Origin of the sequence: Hymenobacter perfusus (assembly GCF_003944765.1) — a bacterium.
In the GTDB taxonomy this organism is placed as follows: Bacteria; Bacteroidota; Bacteroidia; order Cytophagales; family Hymenobacteraceae; genus Hymenobacter; species Hymenobacter perfusus.
In genome coordinates this window covers 223,106-242,016 of sequence record NZ_RWIU01000003.1, presented here as the reverse complement: position 1 = coordinate 242,016, position 18,911 = coordinate 223,106, and the positions used below count along the sequence as shown (strand labels likewise).

9 protein-coding genes are annotated in these 18,911 nt (G+C 61.0%); 1 reads left to right on the top strand and 8 read right to left on the bottom strand.

The genetic code is table 11. The features are described 5' to 3' along the window. Positions 1–14: 14 nt before the first annotated feature. The 6 genes from EI293_RS10940 to EI293_RS10915 all read right to left on the bottom strand — a co-directional run bounded on the left by EI293_RS10940 (position 15) and on the right by EI293_RS10915 (position 14,014). The gene (locus EI293_RS10940; RefSeq protein ID WP_394343398.1) at positions 15–1,943 is read right to left on the bottom strand and encodes a glycoside hydrolase family 88 protein; all 1,929 of its coding nucleotides are present in this window, start codon (positions 1,941–1,943) and stop codon (positions 15–17) included. A 183-nt stretch (positions 1,944–2,126) separates the two neighbouring features. Further along, the gene (locus tag EI293_RS10935; RefSeq protein ID WP_125437518.1) at positions 2,127–4,463 is read right to left on the bottom strand and encodes a glycosyl hydrolase family 28 protein; all 2,337 of its coding nucleotides are present in this window, start codon (positions 4,461–4,463) and stop codon (positions 2,127–2,129) included. Positions 4,464–4,525: 62 nt separating this feature from the next. Then, complete coding sequence (locus EI293_RS10930) at positions 4,526–6,181, bottom strand: RagB/SusD family nutrient uptake outer membrane protein (protein ID WP_125437516.1); 1,656 nt, start codon at positions 6,179–6,181, stop codon at positions 4,526–4,528. Positions 6,182–6,214: 33 nt separating this feature from the next. Beyond that, positions 6,215–9,181 (bottom strand): SusC/RagA family TonB-linked outer membrane protein, encoded by a 2,967-nt coding sequence (locus EI293_RS10925; protein ID WP_125437514.1) that lies wholly within the window; start codon positions 9,179–9,181, stop codon positions 6,215–6,217. Positions 9,182–10,003: 822 nt separating this feature from the next. Further along, the gene (locus EI293_RS10920; protein ID WP_125437505.1) at positions 10,004–12,547 is read right to left on the bottom strand and encodes a type IA DNA topoisomerase; all 2,544 of its coding nucleotides are present in this window, start codon (positions 12,545–12,547) and stop codon (positions 10,004–10,006) included. 126 nt (positions 12,548–12,673) lie between these two features. Continuing rightward, positions 12,674–14,014: a M20/M25/M40 family metallo-hydrolase gene (locus EI293_RS10915; protein ID WP_125437503.1), complete on the bottom strand. Its 1,341-nt coding sequence runs from the start codon at positions 14,012–14,014 to the stop codon at positions 12,674–12,676. Between the two features lie 99 nt (positions 14,015–14,113). Between EI293_RS10915 and EI293_RS10910 the strand changes: the two genes are divergently transcribed. Then, positions 14,114–14,557, top strand: coding sequence for an META domain-containing protein (locus tag EI293_RS10910; RefSeq protein ID WP_125437501.1), 444 nt, complete (start codon positions 14,114–14,116; stop codon positions 14,555–14,557). A 78-nt stretch (positions 14,558–14,635) separates the two neighbouring features. Here EI293_RS10910 and EI293_RS10905 read toward each other — a convergent pair whose 3' ends face one another. Continuing rightward, complete coding sequence (locus EI293_RS10905) at positions 14,636–15,367, bottom strand: hypothetical protein (protein ID WP_125437499.1); 732 nt, start codon at positions 15,365–15,367, stop codon at positions 14,636–14,638. A 55-nt stretch (positions 15,368–15,422) separates the two neighbouring features. After that, complete coding sequence (locus tag EI293_RS10900) at positions 15,423–18,872, bottom strand: pyruvate carboxylase (RefSeq protein WP_125437497.1); 3,450 nt, start codon at positions 18,870–18,872, stop codon at positions 15,423–15,425. Positions 18,873–18,911: the final 39 nt, after the last annotated feature.

Here is an 18,911-nt window from a genome sequence, read left to right as displayed (position 1 = left end):
GCAGATAGCAGCTACTACTTAAGGCCGGGCTGTTGCAGCAGCCAGGTCGCAAGGTCTTGGGCGGCGTTGTAGTTCTCAAACGAGGCGGGAATCTTGCGGCCGTCCACGTACTCGTTGTATAGCCACGGGTCACCCACGGCCAGCACGGTGCCCTTGCCCACTTTGGCGGTGGCAATGACGGTATGTTCGCCCATTTTCACCAAGGGCGTAGCAGGATTCTTCACGTCCAGCGGCGCCAGTTCCTTGATGTAAGCCGATTTCGAGGTTTTGAATACGGCATTGCCAGCCGGAATATTCACCCGACCCTGCTCAAATTCGCTGCCTTTCACCATGTTCAGGCTCAAGGATTTGAACTGCATTCCGAAAGCAGCCGCCAGGATGTTGAAGCGGGGGATTTCGCAGTTGCTGGTGTCGTTGGCCATCAGCACCAGCGTGCCACCGTCCTTTACCCATTTAGTGAGCACCTGCACGTCGGCGGGCTGCACAAAGTTGGGCTGCGGGGTTTCCTTTTTGATATCGGGGTCCACGATGATGAACACGTCCACGCCTTTGAGCGCGGCGGCCGTAGGCGCAGTGCTGATGGTGGCGGTTTTCGCGCCCAGGTCGCGGAACTGCTGGCCCCAGAAGTAGAAGCCGCCGTGCGTGCGGTCGTCCCAGGTGTAGTGCCAGGTTTCAGGCTGGCCGCTCAGCGCGTTTTTGCGCAACTCGTGGTTGAAGTAGTTGTCTACGGCCACGGTTTTGCCGGTTCCCACGGCGCTGGCAGCGGTTTCCATCTCCACGCTGGCCAGAATGAACGGGCCCACGCCTTTCAGGTCGTTTTTGCGCAGCGGTTCGGTGAGGTAATATTCGAAGCTCCCGTCGCGGTAGGGCTTGCCGCCGAGGCCGCCCACGCTCACGGTGCCATTGAAGGCCAGCGCGCCGTTTTCCTCGGCCACAAACTGCTTCAGCAGGCCGTCGTAGCCTTTGCGGGCGGCGGCGGCGTACTTTTTATCGAGGTAGCCCAAGCGGGCGCCTTTTTGCAGGAAATACACGAACATGCTGCTGCCTGATGCCTCCTGGTAGTTACCCTTGCGGGCCGCCTGGTCCATCACCAGCGACCAGGTGCCGGCGGTGGCATCCTGGTACTTCACCAGCACCGGCGCGAGGCGCTGCACGTTCTTGATAAGTTGAGCACGCTGCGGGTGGTTTACAGGGAAATAATCCAGCACATCTACCAGCGCCATGGCGTACCAGCCCAGGCCCCGGTCCCAGAAATTGGGCGACTGGCCGGTGGTTTTGTTGGCCCACTGCTGCTCCCGGCTTTCGTCGTAGCCGTGGTACATGAGGCCGGTTTTGGGGTCCGTGAGATTCTTTTCAATCAGGGCAAACTGCTTGGCCACGTCATCAAAACCGGAGGGCTGGTTGAAGGCCTGGCTGTACTCGGCGTAGAACGGCTCGGCCATGTACAGGCCATCCAGCCACATCTGGTTGGGGTAGATTTTCTTGTGCCAGAAGCCGCCGGCCTTGGTGCGCGGCTGCCCGTCCAGCTGCTTGCGCAGCTGCTGGGCCGCCAGCCGGTACTTCTCGGCCTGGGGCACCGACATCTGCCCGAGCGTGAGCAACGCGTGGCCGGTGGTGAGGTTGTCGAGGTTGTAGTCTTCCAGCTTATAGGTGCGGATGCTGCCGTCGGGGCGCACAAACTGGTCGAGGTCTTTCTGGATGTAGGTGAAGTAGCGCGGGTCGCCGGTGCGCTGCCACACGCGTTCCAGCGCCTTCAGCATCAGGCCCTGCTCATAGTCCCAGCGGGCGGTTTTGCGGCTGCCGATAAGGATGGAATCAGGATGCCAGCTGATAAACGCATCAGCCATGCGCTGCGACATTGGCCGCGCCGCAGGAGCGGTCTGGGCCTGGGTGGACAGCGAAGCGAGCAGGAAACCGGAAAGCAGGAAAGGACGGAAGGACATGGATGGGAAGCTAGAGCTAGAAAACTAGTTCCCCTCCTTGAAAAGGAGGGGCTAGGGGTGGTTGATTCGTTGACCGATTCGGGGTTAGGTCATTCGGGTAAACAACATCAGCACGCGGGCCAACCACCCCGGCGTCGGCTGCGCCGCCGCGTCCCCTCCTTTCCAAGGAGGGGAGCTTCGTGCTTACAGCTTGCTTACCGTCACCGTTTTCTTGGCCACCTTCTCCCCCATTTCCACGCCTTTTTTGGCGGGTTTGGTATCGGTGTTGCGCAGAACCACGGCTTTGCTGCGGGCGCCGGTTACGCGTAGCAGCAGCTCGGCACCGGGGGCATAAGTCAGGTTGTCGAAGCTGATGTTGCGGCTGTTCTGGACTTCCAGCACGGGCTTGGTTTCTTTGGATAGCAACGTCAGGTTTTTGAAGCGGATACCGTCGGCTTCCTGGCACACGAGGCCCTTGTTGCACTCCAGCACGGTGTTTTCAATTTCCACGTTCTGCACCGCCATTTCGGGCAGGCCGCGCACCAGAATGCCGGTGTTGGCGCCCTTGCAGGTGACGTTGGTGATGCGGAAGTTGCGGAACTGCGGCGTGCCCTCGTTCAGCGGCTCAGCCTTGATTTCAGGAATACCAAATGCCTCGCCGTTCACCTGCACGGGGTCTTTAGCCGCGTAGTACATATCGAACAGGATGGCCTCGCCGGCAATATCGGTCATGTCCACGCCGTCCACGAAGATGTTTTCCACCACGCCGCCCCGGCCGCGGGCCGTTTTGAAGCGCAGGCCCACGTCGGTGCCCATGAAGGTGCAGTTGCTCACGTACAGGTTGCGCGCCCCGCCCGACATTTCCGAGCCAATCACGAAGCCGCCGTGGGCGTGGTACACTTTGGTATCCCGAATGATGAAGTTCTCAGTGGGCACGCCGCGCTTGCGGCCTTCCGCGTCGCGGCCGCTCTTGATGCAGATACCGTCGTCGCCCACGTCAAACGTGCAGCCTTCCACTAGCCCGTTGCGGCAGGATTCCAGGTCCAGGGCATCGGTGTTCTGGCCGTACCAGGGGTTGCGGGCCGTCACGTTACGCAGCGTGATGTTGTCGCAGAGCAGCGGGTGAATCGTCCAGGCCGGGGAGTTCTGGATGGTGAAGTCTTCGAGCAGAATCTGCTTGCACCGCTGCAGGCTGAGCATGTTGGGCCGCAGGAAATCCTTGAACTCGGCAAACTTGCTGAAGTCGGGCTCCTGGCCGGCCGCATACGTCCAGGGCTTGTTGAGGGTGGAGCCTTTCAGCGAGTTGGCCGAAGGGTACCAAGTGGTGCCCTTCTCGTCCACCACGCCGCTCGATTTCACGAGGCGCTGCCACTGGCCGGCGTTGAGCTTTTCCTTTTTCACCATGCGCCAGGCGTCGCCGGCCCCGTCGAAGGTACCTTCGCCGGTAATGGCAATGTTTTCGAGGTCGTAGCCGGAAATAGGTGACTGGTTGCGCACGGCGTCCTCCCCTTCCCAGTTGGTTTTGATGAGCTGATAGTCGGAAAGCTTGCTGCTGAACTGCACCAGCGCGCCTTTGGCTACGTGCAGGTTTACGTTGCTTTTCAGCTGAATGGGGCCGGTGAGCCAGAGGCCGCGCGGCACCAGCACCACGCCGCCCTGCTGGCTGCAGGCGTCAATGGCCTTGCGGAAAGCCTCGGTGTTGAGTTTCTGCCCGTCGGCTACAGCGCCGTATTTGGTGATGTTAAAAGTATCCTTGCGAAAATACGGCTGCAGCGCGATGGGCAGCTCGTAGGCGTACTTACCGGCGAAGGCCAGCGGCTTGAGGTGCGCGGCAATTCCCAGATTCTGCTTTTTCACTTCCTGGGCTACCAGCTGGGCCACCCGCTCGGCGCCGTAGGCCGAGAAGTGCGTGTTATCGAGCTTGGTGTTGTTGGCGCCGTTCTGGTAGCTCCAGAACAGCGGCTTGGTGCCCGCGTCGCCGAGCTGGGAGTACATCGTCCAGCTCAACTCGTGCAAGTCAATCATTGGCACTTTCTGGGCTTTGGCAACTTCCTTCACCACGCCGGGATATTCGCCGTGGTCGTCCTTGCGTTTGCCGGCCTCATCAAAATAGCGGCGGCCGACGGGCGTGAGCAGCACCGGGTTGGCACCCTTGGCGCGGGCTTCCTGCACGTAGCGGATCAGGTTCTGGCGGTAGGCCGTCTGGGGGGCGGCGTAGCGGGCGGTGTCTTCCTGCTTGCTGTCGTTGTGGCCGAACTGGATGAACACCCAGTCGCCGGGCTTGAGCTGCTCCAGCACCTTGGACCAGCGGCCCTCGTGGCGGAAGTTGCGGGTGCTGCGGCCGTTCATGGCGTGGTTCTGCAGGGCCACATTCGCATCGAAATACTGGCGGAAGTACATACCCCAGCCCCGCTCGGCCTTATCCAGCGGTTTGTCCGACATGGTGGAATCCCCGACGAGGAAAATAGTGGGATTCCGGTCGTCCGCCGGGCGGAAGGCCAGCAGCAGCACGGCGAAAAACAGGATGGCAAGTCGTTTCATAGAAAGGAAAAAAGAGCCGGTTCAGCCCGGCCCGGGGGCCGGACTGAACCGGGGGCAAAAGGTTATCTGTAGCCTGCGTTCTGGGTGAATTCGGCTTTGTTGGACACGGCATCGAGCTGGCGCTGCGGAATGGGCCGCACCAAGTGGAACTCCTGAATGGTGTTGGCCGCGTCGGGGTTGTACTTCTTCACCCGCTCCAGCAGCTTGCCGGTGCGCTTGAGGTCGAACCAGCGCATCTGCTCGCCGCCCAGCTCCCGGCCCCGCTCATCCAGAATAAAATTCAGGGTCACGTCGGCGGGGGTGATGAGCATGTCGGCTTCCTTACCCGGAATAGCGGCCCGACGGCGCACCACGTTAATCAGCTCGGCGGCCTTGGTGGCGTTGCCGGCCTTAAACTCGGCCTCGGCCGCCGTCAGGTACACATCGGCCAGCCGAATCACGTAGGCGTCGCGGGCACTCTGCTCCTCGGCAATGGTGGGGCGTGTGGGGTCCATGAACTTACGCATGGTCACGTAGTGAATCCGGTCCCCGGTCACGGCCCCGGTGGGGCTGTACACGGCGCTCTGGTCCCAGATGCGGTACTTTTTCTTGGCCTTGGTAGCGGCCGGGATGATGTATTTGCTGGCCACAATGGCTGTATCGCCCACGGCAATGTTGGTGACGGCGCGGTTGGCAAACCACACCGTCTGGAAGGTGGCAGCGTAGCGGGAATCGACCTTCTCGTTGAACAGGTTCAGGTAGAAGAGCGAGGGCAGGAAGCGGTTGAACGGCCGGCCGTAGGGAATATCCCGGATGACGCCGGGCTGGTCGTCGTACTTCATCAGGAAGAGCAGGTGGCCGTTGTTGGCCCCGCGCGGGTGGCCTTCGGGGTAGAGCGTGGCATCTACCCGGTCGTTCAGGCTCAGGTCGCGGGAGTAGTTCACGGCCCACACGATTTCCTTGTTCTCCAGGTTGGTCATCGACCACAGGTCGGCAAAGCGGGGCTGCAGCGCGTAGCCGTAGCCACTGATGACTTTCTGGGCTAGGTCGGCGGCCTGGCGGTTCTGGCCGCGGGTGAGGTACATTTTGGCCAGAAAGGCCTCGGCGGCGGGCTTGGTCACGCGGCCGTAGTCGGTGGTGGTAGCAGGCAGGTTGGCCACGGCCACAGCCAGGTCATCGAAAATCTGCTTGTAAAAGGTATCTACCGGGGTGCGGTTGGCAGTGTTCTGCACACTGGTGGCTTCCTCGGTGGTGAAGTGTACGCCGCCCCAGGTTTCCACAATCTGCCAGTAGTAGAAGGCCCGCAGAAAGCGCAGCTCCCCTTCCCGGGTTTTCTTCAGCGCGTCGGTCATGCCCGAGTTGCCGATGCGGCCGATACCGGCGTTGCACACGTTCACGGCGGCGTAAAGCTTGTTCCAGAGTTCCGTGAGGGCCGTGGAGCTGCCCTGCAACGTGGTATACTCCGTGAGGTCGGGGTTCACGTCGCCGGCCCCGCGCAGCCAGAGGTCGGTGCCCATTTCGGAGGCGCTGTAGCCATTTTCCTTGCCGTACCACCAGCGGTTATACGAGTAGGCGGCGTTGACCAGCGTCTCGAAGCCGGCCGGGGTTTGGTACACGCCTTCGGCCGTCAGGCCCGAGGGGTTATATTCTTCCAACTGATTTTCGCAGGCCGGCAGCGTGAGCGTGAGGGCTCCGGCGACCAGCAGCAGTCTGAGCGGACGGTGAGTCGGGAATTTCATCTTCTTATGCAGCGTTAAACTAGCCCTGACTTCTTAAAAACCCAGATTGAGACCCGCCGTGAGCACCCGGGGAATGGGCGTGTTGATGGCCCCGCCCCGCTCGGGGTCGTAGTTATCGATGTGGCTCCACGTGTAGAGGTTCTTGCCCTGCACGTACACCCTGAGCGACGACATGTGCAGGCGCGAGGCCAGTGCCGCCGGGAATGTGTAGCCGAAGGTAGCGGCCCGCAGCTTGGCGTAGGAGCCGTCTTCGTACAGCAGCGTGGTGCCGTAGAGGGCGTTTTGCAGTGTGGTTTTCGAGAGGCTCGCGTCGGGGCGCGGGAAGTCGTTGGACGGGTTTTCGGGCGTCCAGTAGTTCTGGCGCGAGCTGTTCTCGATGCCCTGCGGATCAAAGAAGCCGTTGTACTCGTAATTGAGCATCTGGCCAATGCGGGCAAACAGCTGCACCGACAGATCGAAGCCTTTGTAACTGAAATCGGTGTTGAAGGAGCCGCTCCACTTGGGTACCGTGGTACCCAGCACCTTGCGGTCGTCGGTGGCCGTGATGCGGCCGTCGCCGTTCAGGTCGCGCACCTTAATCTGACCGGGCTTTTGGCCGAACTTCTTGGCTTCGTCGGCTTCCGAAGTCTGCCAGATGCCCAGCTTTTCGTAATCGTAGAACACGTTCACCGGCGAGCCGATAAACCACCGGTTGCTCACGTCGTTGCCCGAAATGGTGAGGGCGGTAATTTCTTCCTTGTTCTTGAACCAGGTGAGGCCGGCGTTCCAGCGGAAGCTCTCCTTTTCCATCACCAACGCGTTCAGGCCCACCTCAATGCCCCGGTTGCGGGTTTTGCCGGCGTTTTCGGTCACCACCGAGTAGCCCGAAGTAGCGGGCAGCACGCGGTTGAGCAGCAGGTTGGTGGTGCGCGTGTCGTACACGTCCACGGTGCCGGTCAGGCGGTTTTGCAGCAGTCCGAAATCGAGGCCGAAGTTGAGCGTGTTCGACAGCTCCCAGCCCAGCGCCTTGTTGCCGATGCGGTTGGCGAAGGTGTAGGCCGGCGAGGACGTTTCGCCGAAGCCAAACGGAATTCGCACCAGCAGCGACTGGGTGGAGTAAGCCGGAATATCGTAGTTGCCGGCTCGGCCGTAGCTCACCCGCAGCTTCAAATCCGTAACGGGCGTCACGCCTTTCATGAAATCTTCCTCAATAATGCGCCAGGCGGCGGCCACCGAGGGAAAAAACGCCCACTTGTTGCCGGGGGCTAGCACCGAGGAACCATCGGAGCGGCCCGTGAGCGTGAGCAGGTAGCGGCTCTTGAAGTTGTATTGCACCCGGCCGGTGAAGGAAATCAGCTTGCTGTTCACGTAGCCGCTGTTGATGCCCACCTGCTGATTAGCATTGGCCAGCGCGTAGTAGCCCTGGTAATCGAGCAGCTGGTTGCGGCCCTGGGCGTTGGCGCTTTCGTTGTTGAACGTGAGCAGGGAAGTGATGCCGGTGGCCGTCACGGTATGGTCGCCGAAGGTCTTGTTGAAGTTCAGGATGTTCTCCCAGCTCCAGTTGGTGAGAAAGTCCGTCCCGTAGGACGACTGCGCCACCGAGCCGTTGCGGTCCAGGGTGTTGGAGCCCTGGTAGATGCCGGTGCGGGTGTTGGAAAGCGTGAGGCCCAGGTTGGAGCGCAGACTCAGGCTGGGCAGAATCTGGTAGCTGGCGTAGGCCGTGGTGAAGGTGCGGGTGGTGCGCTGGTTGTTCTGGTAGTTGCCCGGCTGCTCATCAATAAGCGGGTTGATGAAGTTGCCCGCGTTGGGGAAAATGGCCAGGTTGCCGTTCTCCTCGTAGGGCGTGAGCAGCGGGTTGATTTTGTTGGCCTGGTTAGTAGGGTCGCGCCGCCGGTCAAGGTTGAAGTACGTGAGCTGACTTTGCAGCCCCACTTTCACCTTAGCGTTAATTTCCTGATCCAGATTGAAGCGGATGGAGTAGCGGTTCAAATCGTCCATCCGAAACAGCCCCTGCTCGTTGAAGTAGTCGAACGAAGTGTAGAACTTAGTCTTATCGGAGCCGCCGGCCAAGCCAATCTGGTGTTCCTGCTGCACGCCCTGGCGTAGCAGCATATCCATCCAGTTGGTGCTCACACCGTTGTTGATATTCTGGATTTCGAGCGGCGTGAAAATCTTACCGTCGTCGGCAGCACCGATCCAGGTGCCGGTGGTGCGGTTGGCTTCGCGCTTCTGGGCCACGTAGGCCGCCCCGTCGTTCACGCGCGGGTAGTACACGGCGTCGGTGATGCCGTAGTAGGAGTTCACCGTTACGCGCGGCTCCCCCGAAAGGCCCTTCTTGGTGGTCACGATAATCACCCCGTTGGCACCCCGCGAGCCATAGATGGCCGTGGAGGCAGCATCCTTGAGCACTTCCATGCTCTGGATGTCGTTGGGGTTAATGTCCTGAATGGAATTGTACTGCACGCCATCCACGATAAACAGCGGGCCGTTCTGGGCCGTGATGGAGCGGTTGCCGCGCACGGCAATATTCACGCCCGAGCCGGCCGAGCCGCTGCTGCGGGTAATATCCACGCCGGGCAGGCGGCCCTGGAGTGTTTCCATCACGTTGGCCGAGGGCACCTTCTTCAAATCCTCCTCCTTCACCGAGATGATGGCCCCGGTTACGTCGCTCTTCTTCACCTGCCCGTAGCCAATCACCACTACTTCGTCGAGGGCCTTCTGGTCGGGCTTGAGCGCCACCTTGAGCTTGTCGGCGCTGCCGGCCACCACGGTCTGGGGCACGTAGCCGATGTAGCTGAAAGTGAGCACCGCTTCTGTGCCGGCGGGCACGCTCAGCGAGAAGCTGCCGTCGTTGTCGGTAGTGGCCCCGATGGTGGTGTTTTTGATAATGACCGTGACGCCGGGCAGGGCTTCGCCCGTAGCCGCATCCAGCACTCGGCCCTGCACCGGGCGGGTCTGCTGGGCCAGCGCCGTTCCCGCCGTCAGCAGCACCAGTGAGCTCAACAGTAGGCTTTTTTTCATAGCGGGTAATTTTGACTGGTCGAAGAAAGAGCTGTGAGCCTGCAGAAGTAAGCCCTCACTAATGTTAGGCCTATCTCCGAGAGTTCTCGCCTTCCAACCCGCTGATTATTTGCGCAATCGTTATCGGGAACGTTGCCAGTAGCCGAATTACGCCTTTTCTATTCGCCCGCGCTTGACACACAGCACCACCTGGCCGCTACCGCAAGCACGGGAGCGGCCAGGTGGTGCTGGTCGATAAATTGCATTTAGCGCATATTCCGGCTAGTTGCGGCCGGTCTTTTGCTACTTATTCAGCCGCTGCCCAGGCCCGGCAGTATCAGGTCCAAACCGCGTGGAAACAACGTTTTACCGGGTTGCAGGAGCTACTGATTTTCAATATCGGGCACATGGGCCGCCAGAATACCCCATCCATGAGCATCTTCCGGCATGAATGAAGCAAAGCTGTTTTTTTCACCTCGTTGTAGTAAAATTCGGCCGCAGTTTTCGCATTGATACATTCTTCTGCTACGCGAAGCATATACTCAACTAACCCGGCCTGCTATACTCTCCGTTGAGTTTTCATCAATGATGGCAGGTTCCAAATCGGTAAAAATTTCTCCCTCCAGTTGGGCGGGTATAAACCCTGCCTTGTAGGGCAAATCGTCCGTTTGATCTACGATAACGTGACCACAATCACAAAGAAGCTTGCTCATCCGCTATTCCTTACACTACCTGCTTGATAGGTTATTGGACATCGGCCGGGTTTAGCAGAACCGACCCGGCAAAAAACCCGGCCGATGTCCTGAAAACTCAGCCTGATGCACCTGAGATACTCGATATTTATCACCCCTTATTATCAAACACCGGCTCAATACGCCCATCAGCCCCTACCTGCAAAGCCGCTTCGTACCGCGCGCCGGATTTCGAGGAAATGAAGCCGCGGATGACGCCGGTTTTGCCTTTGCGCAGGAGCTGGTTCATCTGAGCGTCGGTGAGGGTTTTGCCGCCCCACTCGAACGGAGCGCGGAACTGGCAGTCCTCGCGGAAGCGGGAGCAGCCCCAGGCACTTTTACCCTTCAGCATCTGGCCCAGGCGGCACACCGGGCACGGTATCTGGCCGGGGTCTTGGGTGGTAGTAGGCTTGCTTTCGGCGGCGCGTACCAGCTCCAGCGCCCGTTCGGGCGTGAGCCGGATGGCGGCCCCGAACTTGTTGCCGGCGTCGTCCAGAAAGCCCTGCATTACCTGCGTACGGCCTTTCTTGAGCAGGTCGCCCACCTGCTTATCGGTGAACTTCTTGCCTTCAAATTCCACCGGCAGCCGGAACTGACAACCCTCTTTCCAGCGCGAGCAGCCAAACGCCGACTTCCCACGCAGAATATGGCCACTGCCGCAGGCGGGGCACGGACCTAAGCCCAGGCTGGTTGTTGGTTGTTGGTTGTTGGTTGTTGGGCGCGTAGCAGCAGGTTTGCCTGCGGCTGGCGCGGCCTGAGTGGCCCCGGCTACCGTCACGGCGCGGCCGGAGCCGTCGTGCTTCACCTCGTGCACCATCTCGCGCACCAGTTGCTTGAGCTCCCCCAGAAACTGTTCCTGGTCGAGCTGGCCGCCTTCAATCTGGCGCAGCTTCCGTTCCCATTGGCCCGTCAGCTCCGCCGACTTCAGCGTGGGGTTGCGGATGAGGCCGATGAGCTCCACGCCGGTGGGCGTGGGCACAATTTTCTTCCGGTCGCGGCGGATGTAGCCGCGCTTGAACAGGGTTTCGATGATGGCGGCGCGGGTGGAAGGCCGGCCGATGCCGTTTTCCTTCATGGCCTGGCGCAGCTCGTCATCATCCACGTTGCGGCCGGCGGTTTCCATACCGCGCAGCAGCATGGCCTCGGTGTACTCGCGCGCGGGCTGGGTTTGCTTGGCGTCGAGGCGAGGGTTGTGGGGGCCGGTTTCGTCCTTCTGGAAGCTGGGCAGCACGGTGCTCACCACGTCGTCGTCGCCCTCGCCGGCGGCTTTGGGTGCCGAGGGGGCCTGCTGCTTTTCCGGGTCGCCGTACACCTCGCGCCAGCCGGGACTCAGAATCTGCCGGCCCCGCACCCGGAAGGTGCGCCCGGCCACGTCGGCCGTTACCGTGGTATTCGAGACCTCGCAATCGGGGTAAAACGCGGCCAGGAAGCGGCGGGTGATGATGTCGTACACCTGTTGCTCGGTGCCGTGGAGGCTATTGGCGCTAGCTCCGGTCGGGATGATGGCGTGGTGGTCGGTTACCTTCTGGTTGTTGAACACCTTGGTGCTCTTGCGGATTTTGCCGCCCGCCAGCAGCGGAGCCGCCAGAGTGGCGTGCTGGCCGCCCAGCCCGCGCAGAATCCCAGGAATCTTGGGGTACTGGTCGTCGGGCAGGTAGGTGGTGTCCACGCGGGGGTAGCTCACCACTTTCTTCTCGTAGAGGCCCTGCACGGTTTTCAGTGTATCCTCGGCGGATAGGCCCAACTGGTTGTTGCACTGCACCTGCAACGAGGTCAGGTCGAACAGCGCGGGTGGGCTTTCCAGCGCCTTCTTGATTTCCACGTTGGTCACCGTCAGGGGCTGGCCGGTTACCTGAACCAGGGCCGCGTCGGCTTCCTCCTGGGTCACGAAGTAGCCCCGGGCCTTCAGGCGGGCCTTTTCGTCGGGCTCGTCGTCGTCCTTGCCTTTTTTCACCACGGCTACGTGGCTGAACATAGTGCCCCGGTACTCGGTGCGCAGCACCCAGTACGGCTCGGGCCGGAAGTTCTGGATTTCATGATAGCGGTCCACCAGCAAAGCCAGCGTGGGTGTCTGCACCCGCCCGATGCTGAGCACCTGCCGCTGCCCGGGCGCGTACTTGAGCGTAAACAACCGAGTAGCATTCAGGCCCAGCAGCCAGTCGCCCACGGCGCGGCTCTTGCCGGCCTGGTACAGCGAGTCGAATTCCGAGCCTTCACGGAGGTTCTGGAAGCCCTGGCGGATGGCCTCTTCGGTGAGGGAGGAAATCCAGAGGCGCTTGGTGGGCTTGCGGTATTTGGCCTCCAGCAATACCCAACGTTGAATCACCTCCCCTTCCTGCCCGGCGTCGCCGCAATTAATGACTTCCTCCGCGTTGGCCAGCAGGTTTTTAATCACGTTGAACTGGCGCACTACGCCATCGTCGCGGCGCATGAGCTTGATGCCGAACTGCTCGGGCAGCATGGGCAAATCATGAATGCTCCAGCGCTTCCACTCGGGGCGGTAGTCCTCGGGCTCGCGCAGCTGGCAGAAGTGGCCGAACGTCCAGGTAACCTGGTAGCCGTTGCCCTCGAAGTAGCCGTCCATTTTGCGGCTGGCACCCAGCACCTGGGCAATTTCGCGGGCCACGCTGGGCTTTTCGGCAATGCAGACTTTCACTCGTAGCGGATTGGATGAAGTACACCGGCCGGAGCCAGCTAGGGAATCAACAAAGATAACGGGGAGAAAAGTCCGGTGCACTGGACTCTTCTCCCCGTTTTTGAGCTGACAAATACTTAGTCGATACTACTGCTTTACCGTTTCGGGGGCAATGCGGGTGGGTGTCTGCTGGCCGCTGATGATGCCGCCGGCTGCCCTGCCAATGGCCGTAATGACGGCCGTCATGTTAGGCAAATCGAGGCTTTCCACCTCGTCGTCCACTGAATGGTACTTCTTGTCCGTCGGAATCTGATCGGTGCTGATGGTGTGGGCTGGTACGCCCAGACGGGCCAGGGTGGCGTTGTCGGAGCGGAAGAACAGGTTCTGCTCGGGGTACGGGTCGGGCTCGAAGCGGAACACGGTGCCCTTGGCATTGTCCTGCAGCATTTTACCAAAATCCGACCGGTCAAAGCCCGTGATGAAGGCCGTGTTGGGGCCGAATTTAGCCTGCTTGCCAATCATTTCAATGTTGAACATGGCCACCACGTTCTTGGGGTCGAGCTGCTTGGAGAAATAGCGCGCCCCAAAACCGCCAATTTCCTCGGCCGTGAAGGCCACGAACACCAACGGGCGGGCGTTGTCGTTTTTCTTCTTGAAATACTCGGCCAACGCTACCACGGCGGTAGTGCCGCTGGCGTCGTCGTCGGCACCGTTGGCAATAGAGTCGCCGGCCACGGCGGGCAAAAAGCCCAGGTGGTCGTAGTGGCCGCTGAAAACCACTTGCTCGGTGGCGCGGGCGGCCTCCTTACCGGGCAACACGCCCACCACGTTGCGCAGCTCCACGGTGCGGATGGTGGTAGTGGCGGCCACCTGAAATTTGAGCGGCGTAGCGGCCGGAGGCGCCAGAATAAGTAAAGTGGTGAACGGGGCCGGCTTTTCGGGGCGCAGGCCACCGCGCTTTACGTAGCTGGCTACCCGGTTGAAGGCCGTCAGCTGGGTGGGGTCAATGAATACAATAGTGTTTTCCCTGGGGTCCAGCAGGGGGCGAACTTCCTTCATCAGGTTATCCTGGGGGCCTACTGTTACCACGCGGGGTGCGGGCTCGTCGGCCTCCGTCCAGTTGAGGTGGGGCTGGCCCGAAACCAGCAGCATCTTGTCGGGGGCTACTTTCGCGCCGTTGATGGTGACGAAAGCGGCGGCCGTGCGGGCCTCGTAAGCCGGAAATGTCTGGGCAAAAGATGTCAGGCCCGGCAACGGCTCCAGACCGATGCGCTGAAACTCAGCGGCCAGAAACTCGGCGGCTTTCACGCTACCGGGCTTACCGGTGGCGCGGCCCTGCATATCATCGGCGGCTAATGCACGGACTACCCGTTCTACCGTAGCGGCCGGAACACCGGCTGTCGGCGGGACAGTGGCTGGTTTTTTCTGAGCGGAAACGTTAGCACTGAAGAGAGCGAGGAACAGGACGAAGGGGGGGAATTTTCGCATACCGCAAAATAACCATTTTGTTCTTTAGCCGGTACAATTTGTGTGCCGTAACCAGTCGGTTTCCGCTGGTTTATTTTCTCACTTCACTTCCTGTATAGTATGCGCCTTTTCCTGCCTCTACTCCTGTGGCTGGGTGCCTGTCAGACAACAGCTCCCACCACGGAAACTACCGCCTCTACTGCTCCGGTTACTCCACCCACCGAGCTACGGGGCACGCGCTGGCTTCTGCACACGCTCAACAATCAGCCAGCTACCCCTACGGCCGATAAGGAAATATATCTACAGCTCAACACGGCTGAGCTACAGGCGGAAGGACAGGCAGGCTGCAACCGTTTTCGGGGCACTTTTGCGCTACCTGCTACCGGTCAGCTACGCTTCGGACCGCTCATGGCTACCAAGATGGCCTGCCCGGACCTTTCTATCGAGACCGGGTTTATGAGTGCCCTGGATGCAGCCCGGACATACCGCATCAGCCGTGATACGCTACGGCTGTATGGGGAACCGGCGGGGTTGCCTCTGGCGGAGCTGCACAAGGGCCAATAGGCTAACCGTCATTTTATAAAAAAGCCCGGCCGCCCGAATTGTTGGGCGGCCGGGCTTTTTTATAAAATGACGGTTACTTTACTGGGTGTCTACTTTGGCCAGTACCGCACCCCAGTCGGCATCGGTTTTGGCAGTGGCGGCTTCGGGTAGGGCCTTTAGGGCGGCGGCCAGCGCGGGCGCCGCCGCCTGCAGGGGCTTCAGGCCGAGCTTTACTGGTAGTAGCTGTCCATCGGGCCGCAACAGGTAATAGGTGATTTTGTCTTCCACCTCATCATACCGTTCCCCCGTGCTGTACGCGCCCTGGTAGTTGGCTTTGCGCAGGGTTTTGGCGTAGCGTTTCAGCAGCGCGTACTTGCCTTCGTGCAGCACTTCCACGTATTCAGCACGTTGGCTGAGCACCGGAGCCTCGGTAAAGCGCCGGAACCTGCGCACCCGCGCCGGCTGCAGACCACGCGCCGGTACATCCAACTCAAAACTAGCCAGCTTTCGGTCATCGAGCACCAAGGAGTCTTTGCGGTGCAAAGGCAGCATCAGCAGCCGGTGGTTCAGGACATCATACTTCACTGGCACGGGTGCCAAAGGAATACCGGTGGTCATTTTCAGCCGGGCCGGCAGCCAGCTGTTTTCAACGTACGGCGAGCCGATGAGGCCATAGGCGCTGCCATGTGGTATGACGGCCGCTGCTCCGTTGGCAAGCGCATCAACATTCGCCTGCGCGGCATTTCCTACCTGCCCGATGGGAGCTTGCTGAGCATACGCAGCAACTGTGAAAACCATAGCCGGCAATACCAGCAACAAGCGAATATCCATAAGTTAAGAAGCGGATTTTACCCGCCTAAAGTAAGATTTTCGCGTGGCTTTCCTGCTACCCCAGCGTCAGCACCAAGTCGTCGGCGTTGACCAGGCTGCCTTCCGCGAGGCTCACGGCCTGAATGGTGGTATCGTCGGGGGCGGTGATGGTGGTTTCCATCTTCATGGCTTCGATGATGAACAGCGGCTCGTTTTTGCGCACCTGCTGGCCGCTTTCCACCAGCACCCGGCTGAGCATTCCCTGCAACGGCGCGCCCAACTGGCGCGGGTTGCCTTTGTCGGCCTTAGGGTTGAGAATGCGCTTGACTTCCACGCTCGTATCCCGGATTTCGAGGTTGCGGGTCTGGCCATTGAGGTTGAAGAAGATGGTGCGACAGCCGTCCTCGTTCACCGGCCCGATGCTTTGCAGGCCCACAATGATGCTCTTGCCCCGGGCAATGTCGATGATGGTTTCCTCACCGGGCTGCAGGCCGTAGTAGAACACCGGCGTGGGCACCACGGCCACGTCGCCGTGGTCTTCGCGGAACTGCCAGTACTGCTCGAACACCTTCGGGTACAGCAGCCACGACAGCACATCGGTGAACTTACCGGGCCGCCCGAACTTCTCCTCAAACCGCCGCTCCTCGGCCGCAAAATCAATGGGGGCCAGGTGCTCGTTGGGGCGGTCGGTGAAGGGCTGCTCGTCTTTGAGGATGAGTTTCTGCAGTTCCGATGGCCAGCCGCCCTCAGGCTGCCCGATGTCGCCGCGGAACAGCTCCCGCACCGATTCGGGGAAGTTCAGGCCCGCCCCTTTCTCCAGCACGTCACGGGTGGTGAGGTTGTTGCTGACCAGAAACAGGGCCATGTCGCCCACCACTTTGGAGCTGGGCGTCACCTTCACGATGTCGCCAAACAGCTGGTTGACGTCGGCAAAGGTCGTTTTCACGGTTTCAAACTTGTCCAGCAGGCCCAGCGAGGCGGCCTGGGGCCGCAGATTGGAGTACTGCCCGCCCGGAATTTCGTGCTGAAACACCTCCGAGGTACCCGCCTTCAACCCCGACTCGAACGGATAATAGTACTCGCGCACGGTTTCCCAGTAGTTCGAGAATTCGTTGAGCGACTTCTGGTCGAACTCCCGGTGCCGCTCCTGCCCGCGCAGCATCTCCACCACCGAGTTGAAGTTGGGCTGCGAGGTAAGACCCGACAGCGCGCCTAGGGCCACGTCAATTACATCTACTCCGGCTTCCACGGCCTTCAGGTAGGTGGCGGGCTGCAGGCTGCTGGTGTCGTGGGTGTGCAGGTGGATGGGCAGGCTCACGGTGGCGCGCAGGGCCGAAATCAGCTCGGTGGCGGCGTAGGGCTTCAGCAGCCCGGCCATGTCCTTGATGCACAGGATATGCGCGCCGGCATCCTCAATCTGGCGGGCCAGGCGCAGGTAGTAGTCGAGGTTATACTTCTGGTTGCGCCGGGGGTCCAGAATGTCGCCGGTGTAGCAGATGCTGGCCTCGGCCAGCCGGTCGGTTTTATTCCGCACGAACCCGATGCAGGCTTCCATGCCCGGCATCCAGTTCAGCGAGTCGAAGATGCGGAATACGTCGATGCCGGTTTCGGCGGCCTGCTGCACAAACCGCTCTGTGAGATTATCGGGATAGGCTTTGTAGCCCACGCCATTGGCCCCCCGAATCAGCATCTGAAGCAAGATATTAGGTACAGCGGCACGCAGCTTGGCCAGTCGCTCCCAGGGGTCTTCGTGCAGGAAGCGCAGCGCCACATCGAACGTGGCCCCGCCCCAGCACTCCAGCGAGAAAGTTTGCGGATGCTGGCGGGCGTAGCGTTCGGCCACCTTCAGCATATCGAAGGTGCGCATGCGGGTGGCCAGCAGGCTCTGGTGGGCGTCGCGCAGGGTAGTGTCGGTGAAGTGCACCTGCTTTTCGGCCCGCAGCCACTGGGCAAAGCCGTCGGGGCCCAATTCGGTTAGCTTCTGCTTGGTGCCGGCGGGCGGTGCGGCGGCCAGGTCGGCCTCGGGCAGGCGCGGCTTGCGCAGCTCGCGCTTGGGGTCCAGGTGGCCGCGCACGTCGGGGTTGCCGTTCACAATCACGTCGCCCAGGAAGCTGAGCACGCGGGTGGCGCGGTCCTGCCGCCGCTTAAACCGGAACAGCTCCGGGTGGTCCTTGATGAAGTCGACGTTGGCCTCGCCGGCCATGAATACCGGGTGGGCAATGATGTTCTGCAGAAACTGGATGTTGGTGCTCACCCCGCGCAGCCGGAACTCATCGAGGGTACGAGCCATCTTGGTGGCGGCCTCGGCCAGCGAAGGGGCGTGCGTGGAAACCTTCACCAACAGGGAATCGAAGAACGGCGACACTTTCACGCCGGTGTACACCGAGCCCTGGTCGAGGCGGATGCCGAAGCCGCCGGCCGAGCGGTAGGCCGTGATGGTGCCGTAATCGGGCTTGAAGTCCTGCTCCGGGTCTTCGGTGGTGATGCGGCACTGGATGGCCACCCCGATTTTGAGCGGCGTCACGTCCGGCCCCAGCCCGATTTCGGGGTCCTGGAGGCGGCGGCCGTCGGCAATGTGGAGCTGGGTTTTGATCAGGTCGATGCCCGTAATCATCTCCGTCACGGTGTGCTCCACCTGAATGCGCGGGTTCACCTCGATGAAGTAGATGCGGTCCTGCTCAGGGTTCACCAGGAATTCCACGGTGCCCACGTTGTTGTAGTTCACGGCCCGGCCCAGGCGCAGCGCGTACTCGTACAGCAGGTGGCGCAGGTGGTCGGGCAGATTGAGCGAGGGCGCTACCTCCACCACCTTCTGGTAGCGGCGCTGCACCGAGCAGTCCCGCTCGTAGAGGTGGGTGAGGCCGCCGTGGTTGTCGGCCACCAGCTGCACCTCAATGTGCTTGGGCTGCTCCACAAACTTCTCCAGGAACACGGTATCATTACCAAACGCCTTGAGGGCCTCGTTGCGGGCCTCGAAGAAGCCGCGCTCCAGCTGCTCATCATCCCGAATGACGCGCATGCCCCGGCCGCCGCCGCCGCTGGCTGCTTTCAGCATCAGCGGGTAGCCGATGCGGTGCGCTTCCTCCAGGGCCACGTCGAGGTCGGTCAGGTCCCGCTCACTGCTCTCGATGATGGGCACTTGGCACGCTACGGCCACCCGCTTGGCAGCCACTTTGTCGCCGAGCGCCTCCATTACCTCGGGGCGCGGCCCCACGAAGATGATGCCTTCCTCACCGCAGCGACGAGCCAGGGTGGCGTTTTCGCTCAGGAAGCCGTAGCCGGGGTGAATGGCATCGGCCCCGTTCTGCTTGGCTGTCCGGATGATGCCCTCAATGTCGAGGTAAGGCTTCAGCGGCTCGTCGTCGCGGCCCACCTGGTAGGCCTCATCGGCCTTGTAGCGGTGCAGGGAGTAGCGGTCCTCGTAGGTGTAGATGGCAACGGTCTGGATGCCCAGCTCGGTGGCAGCGCGCAGCACGCGAATGGCAATTTCGCCCCGGTTGGCGACCAGCAGTTTGCGGATGTTCATCGGTTTTCAGGAGAAGTTGAAAGGTGGAACAGAGAAGCG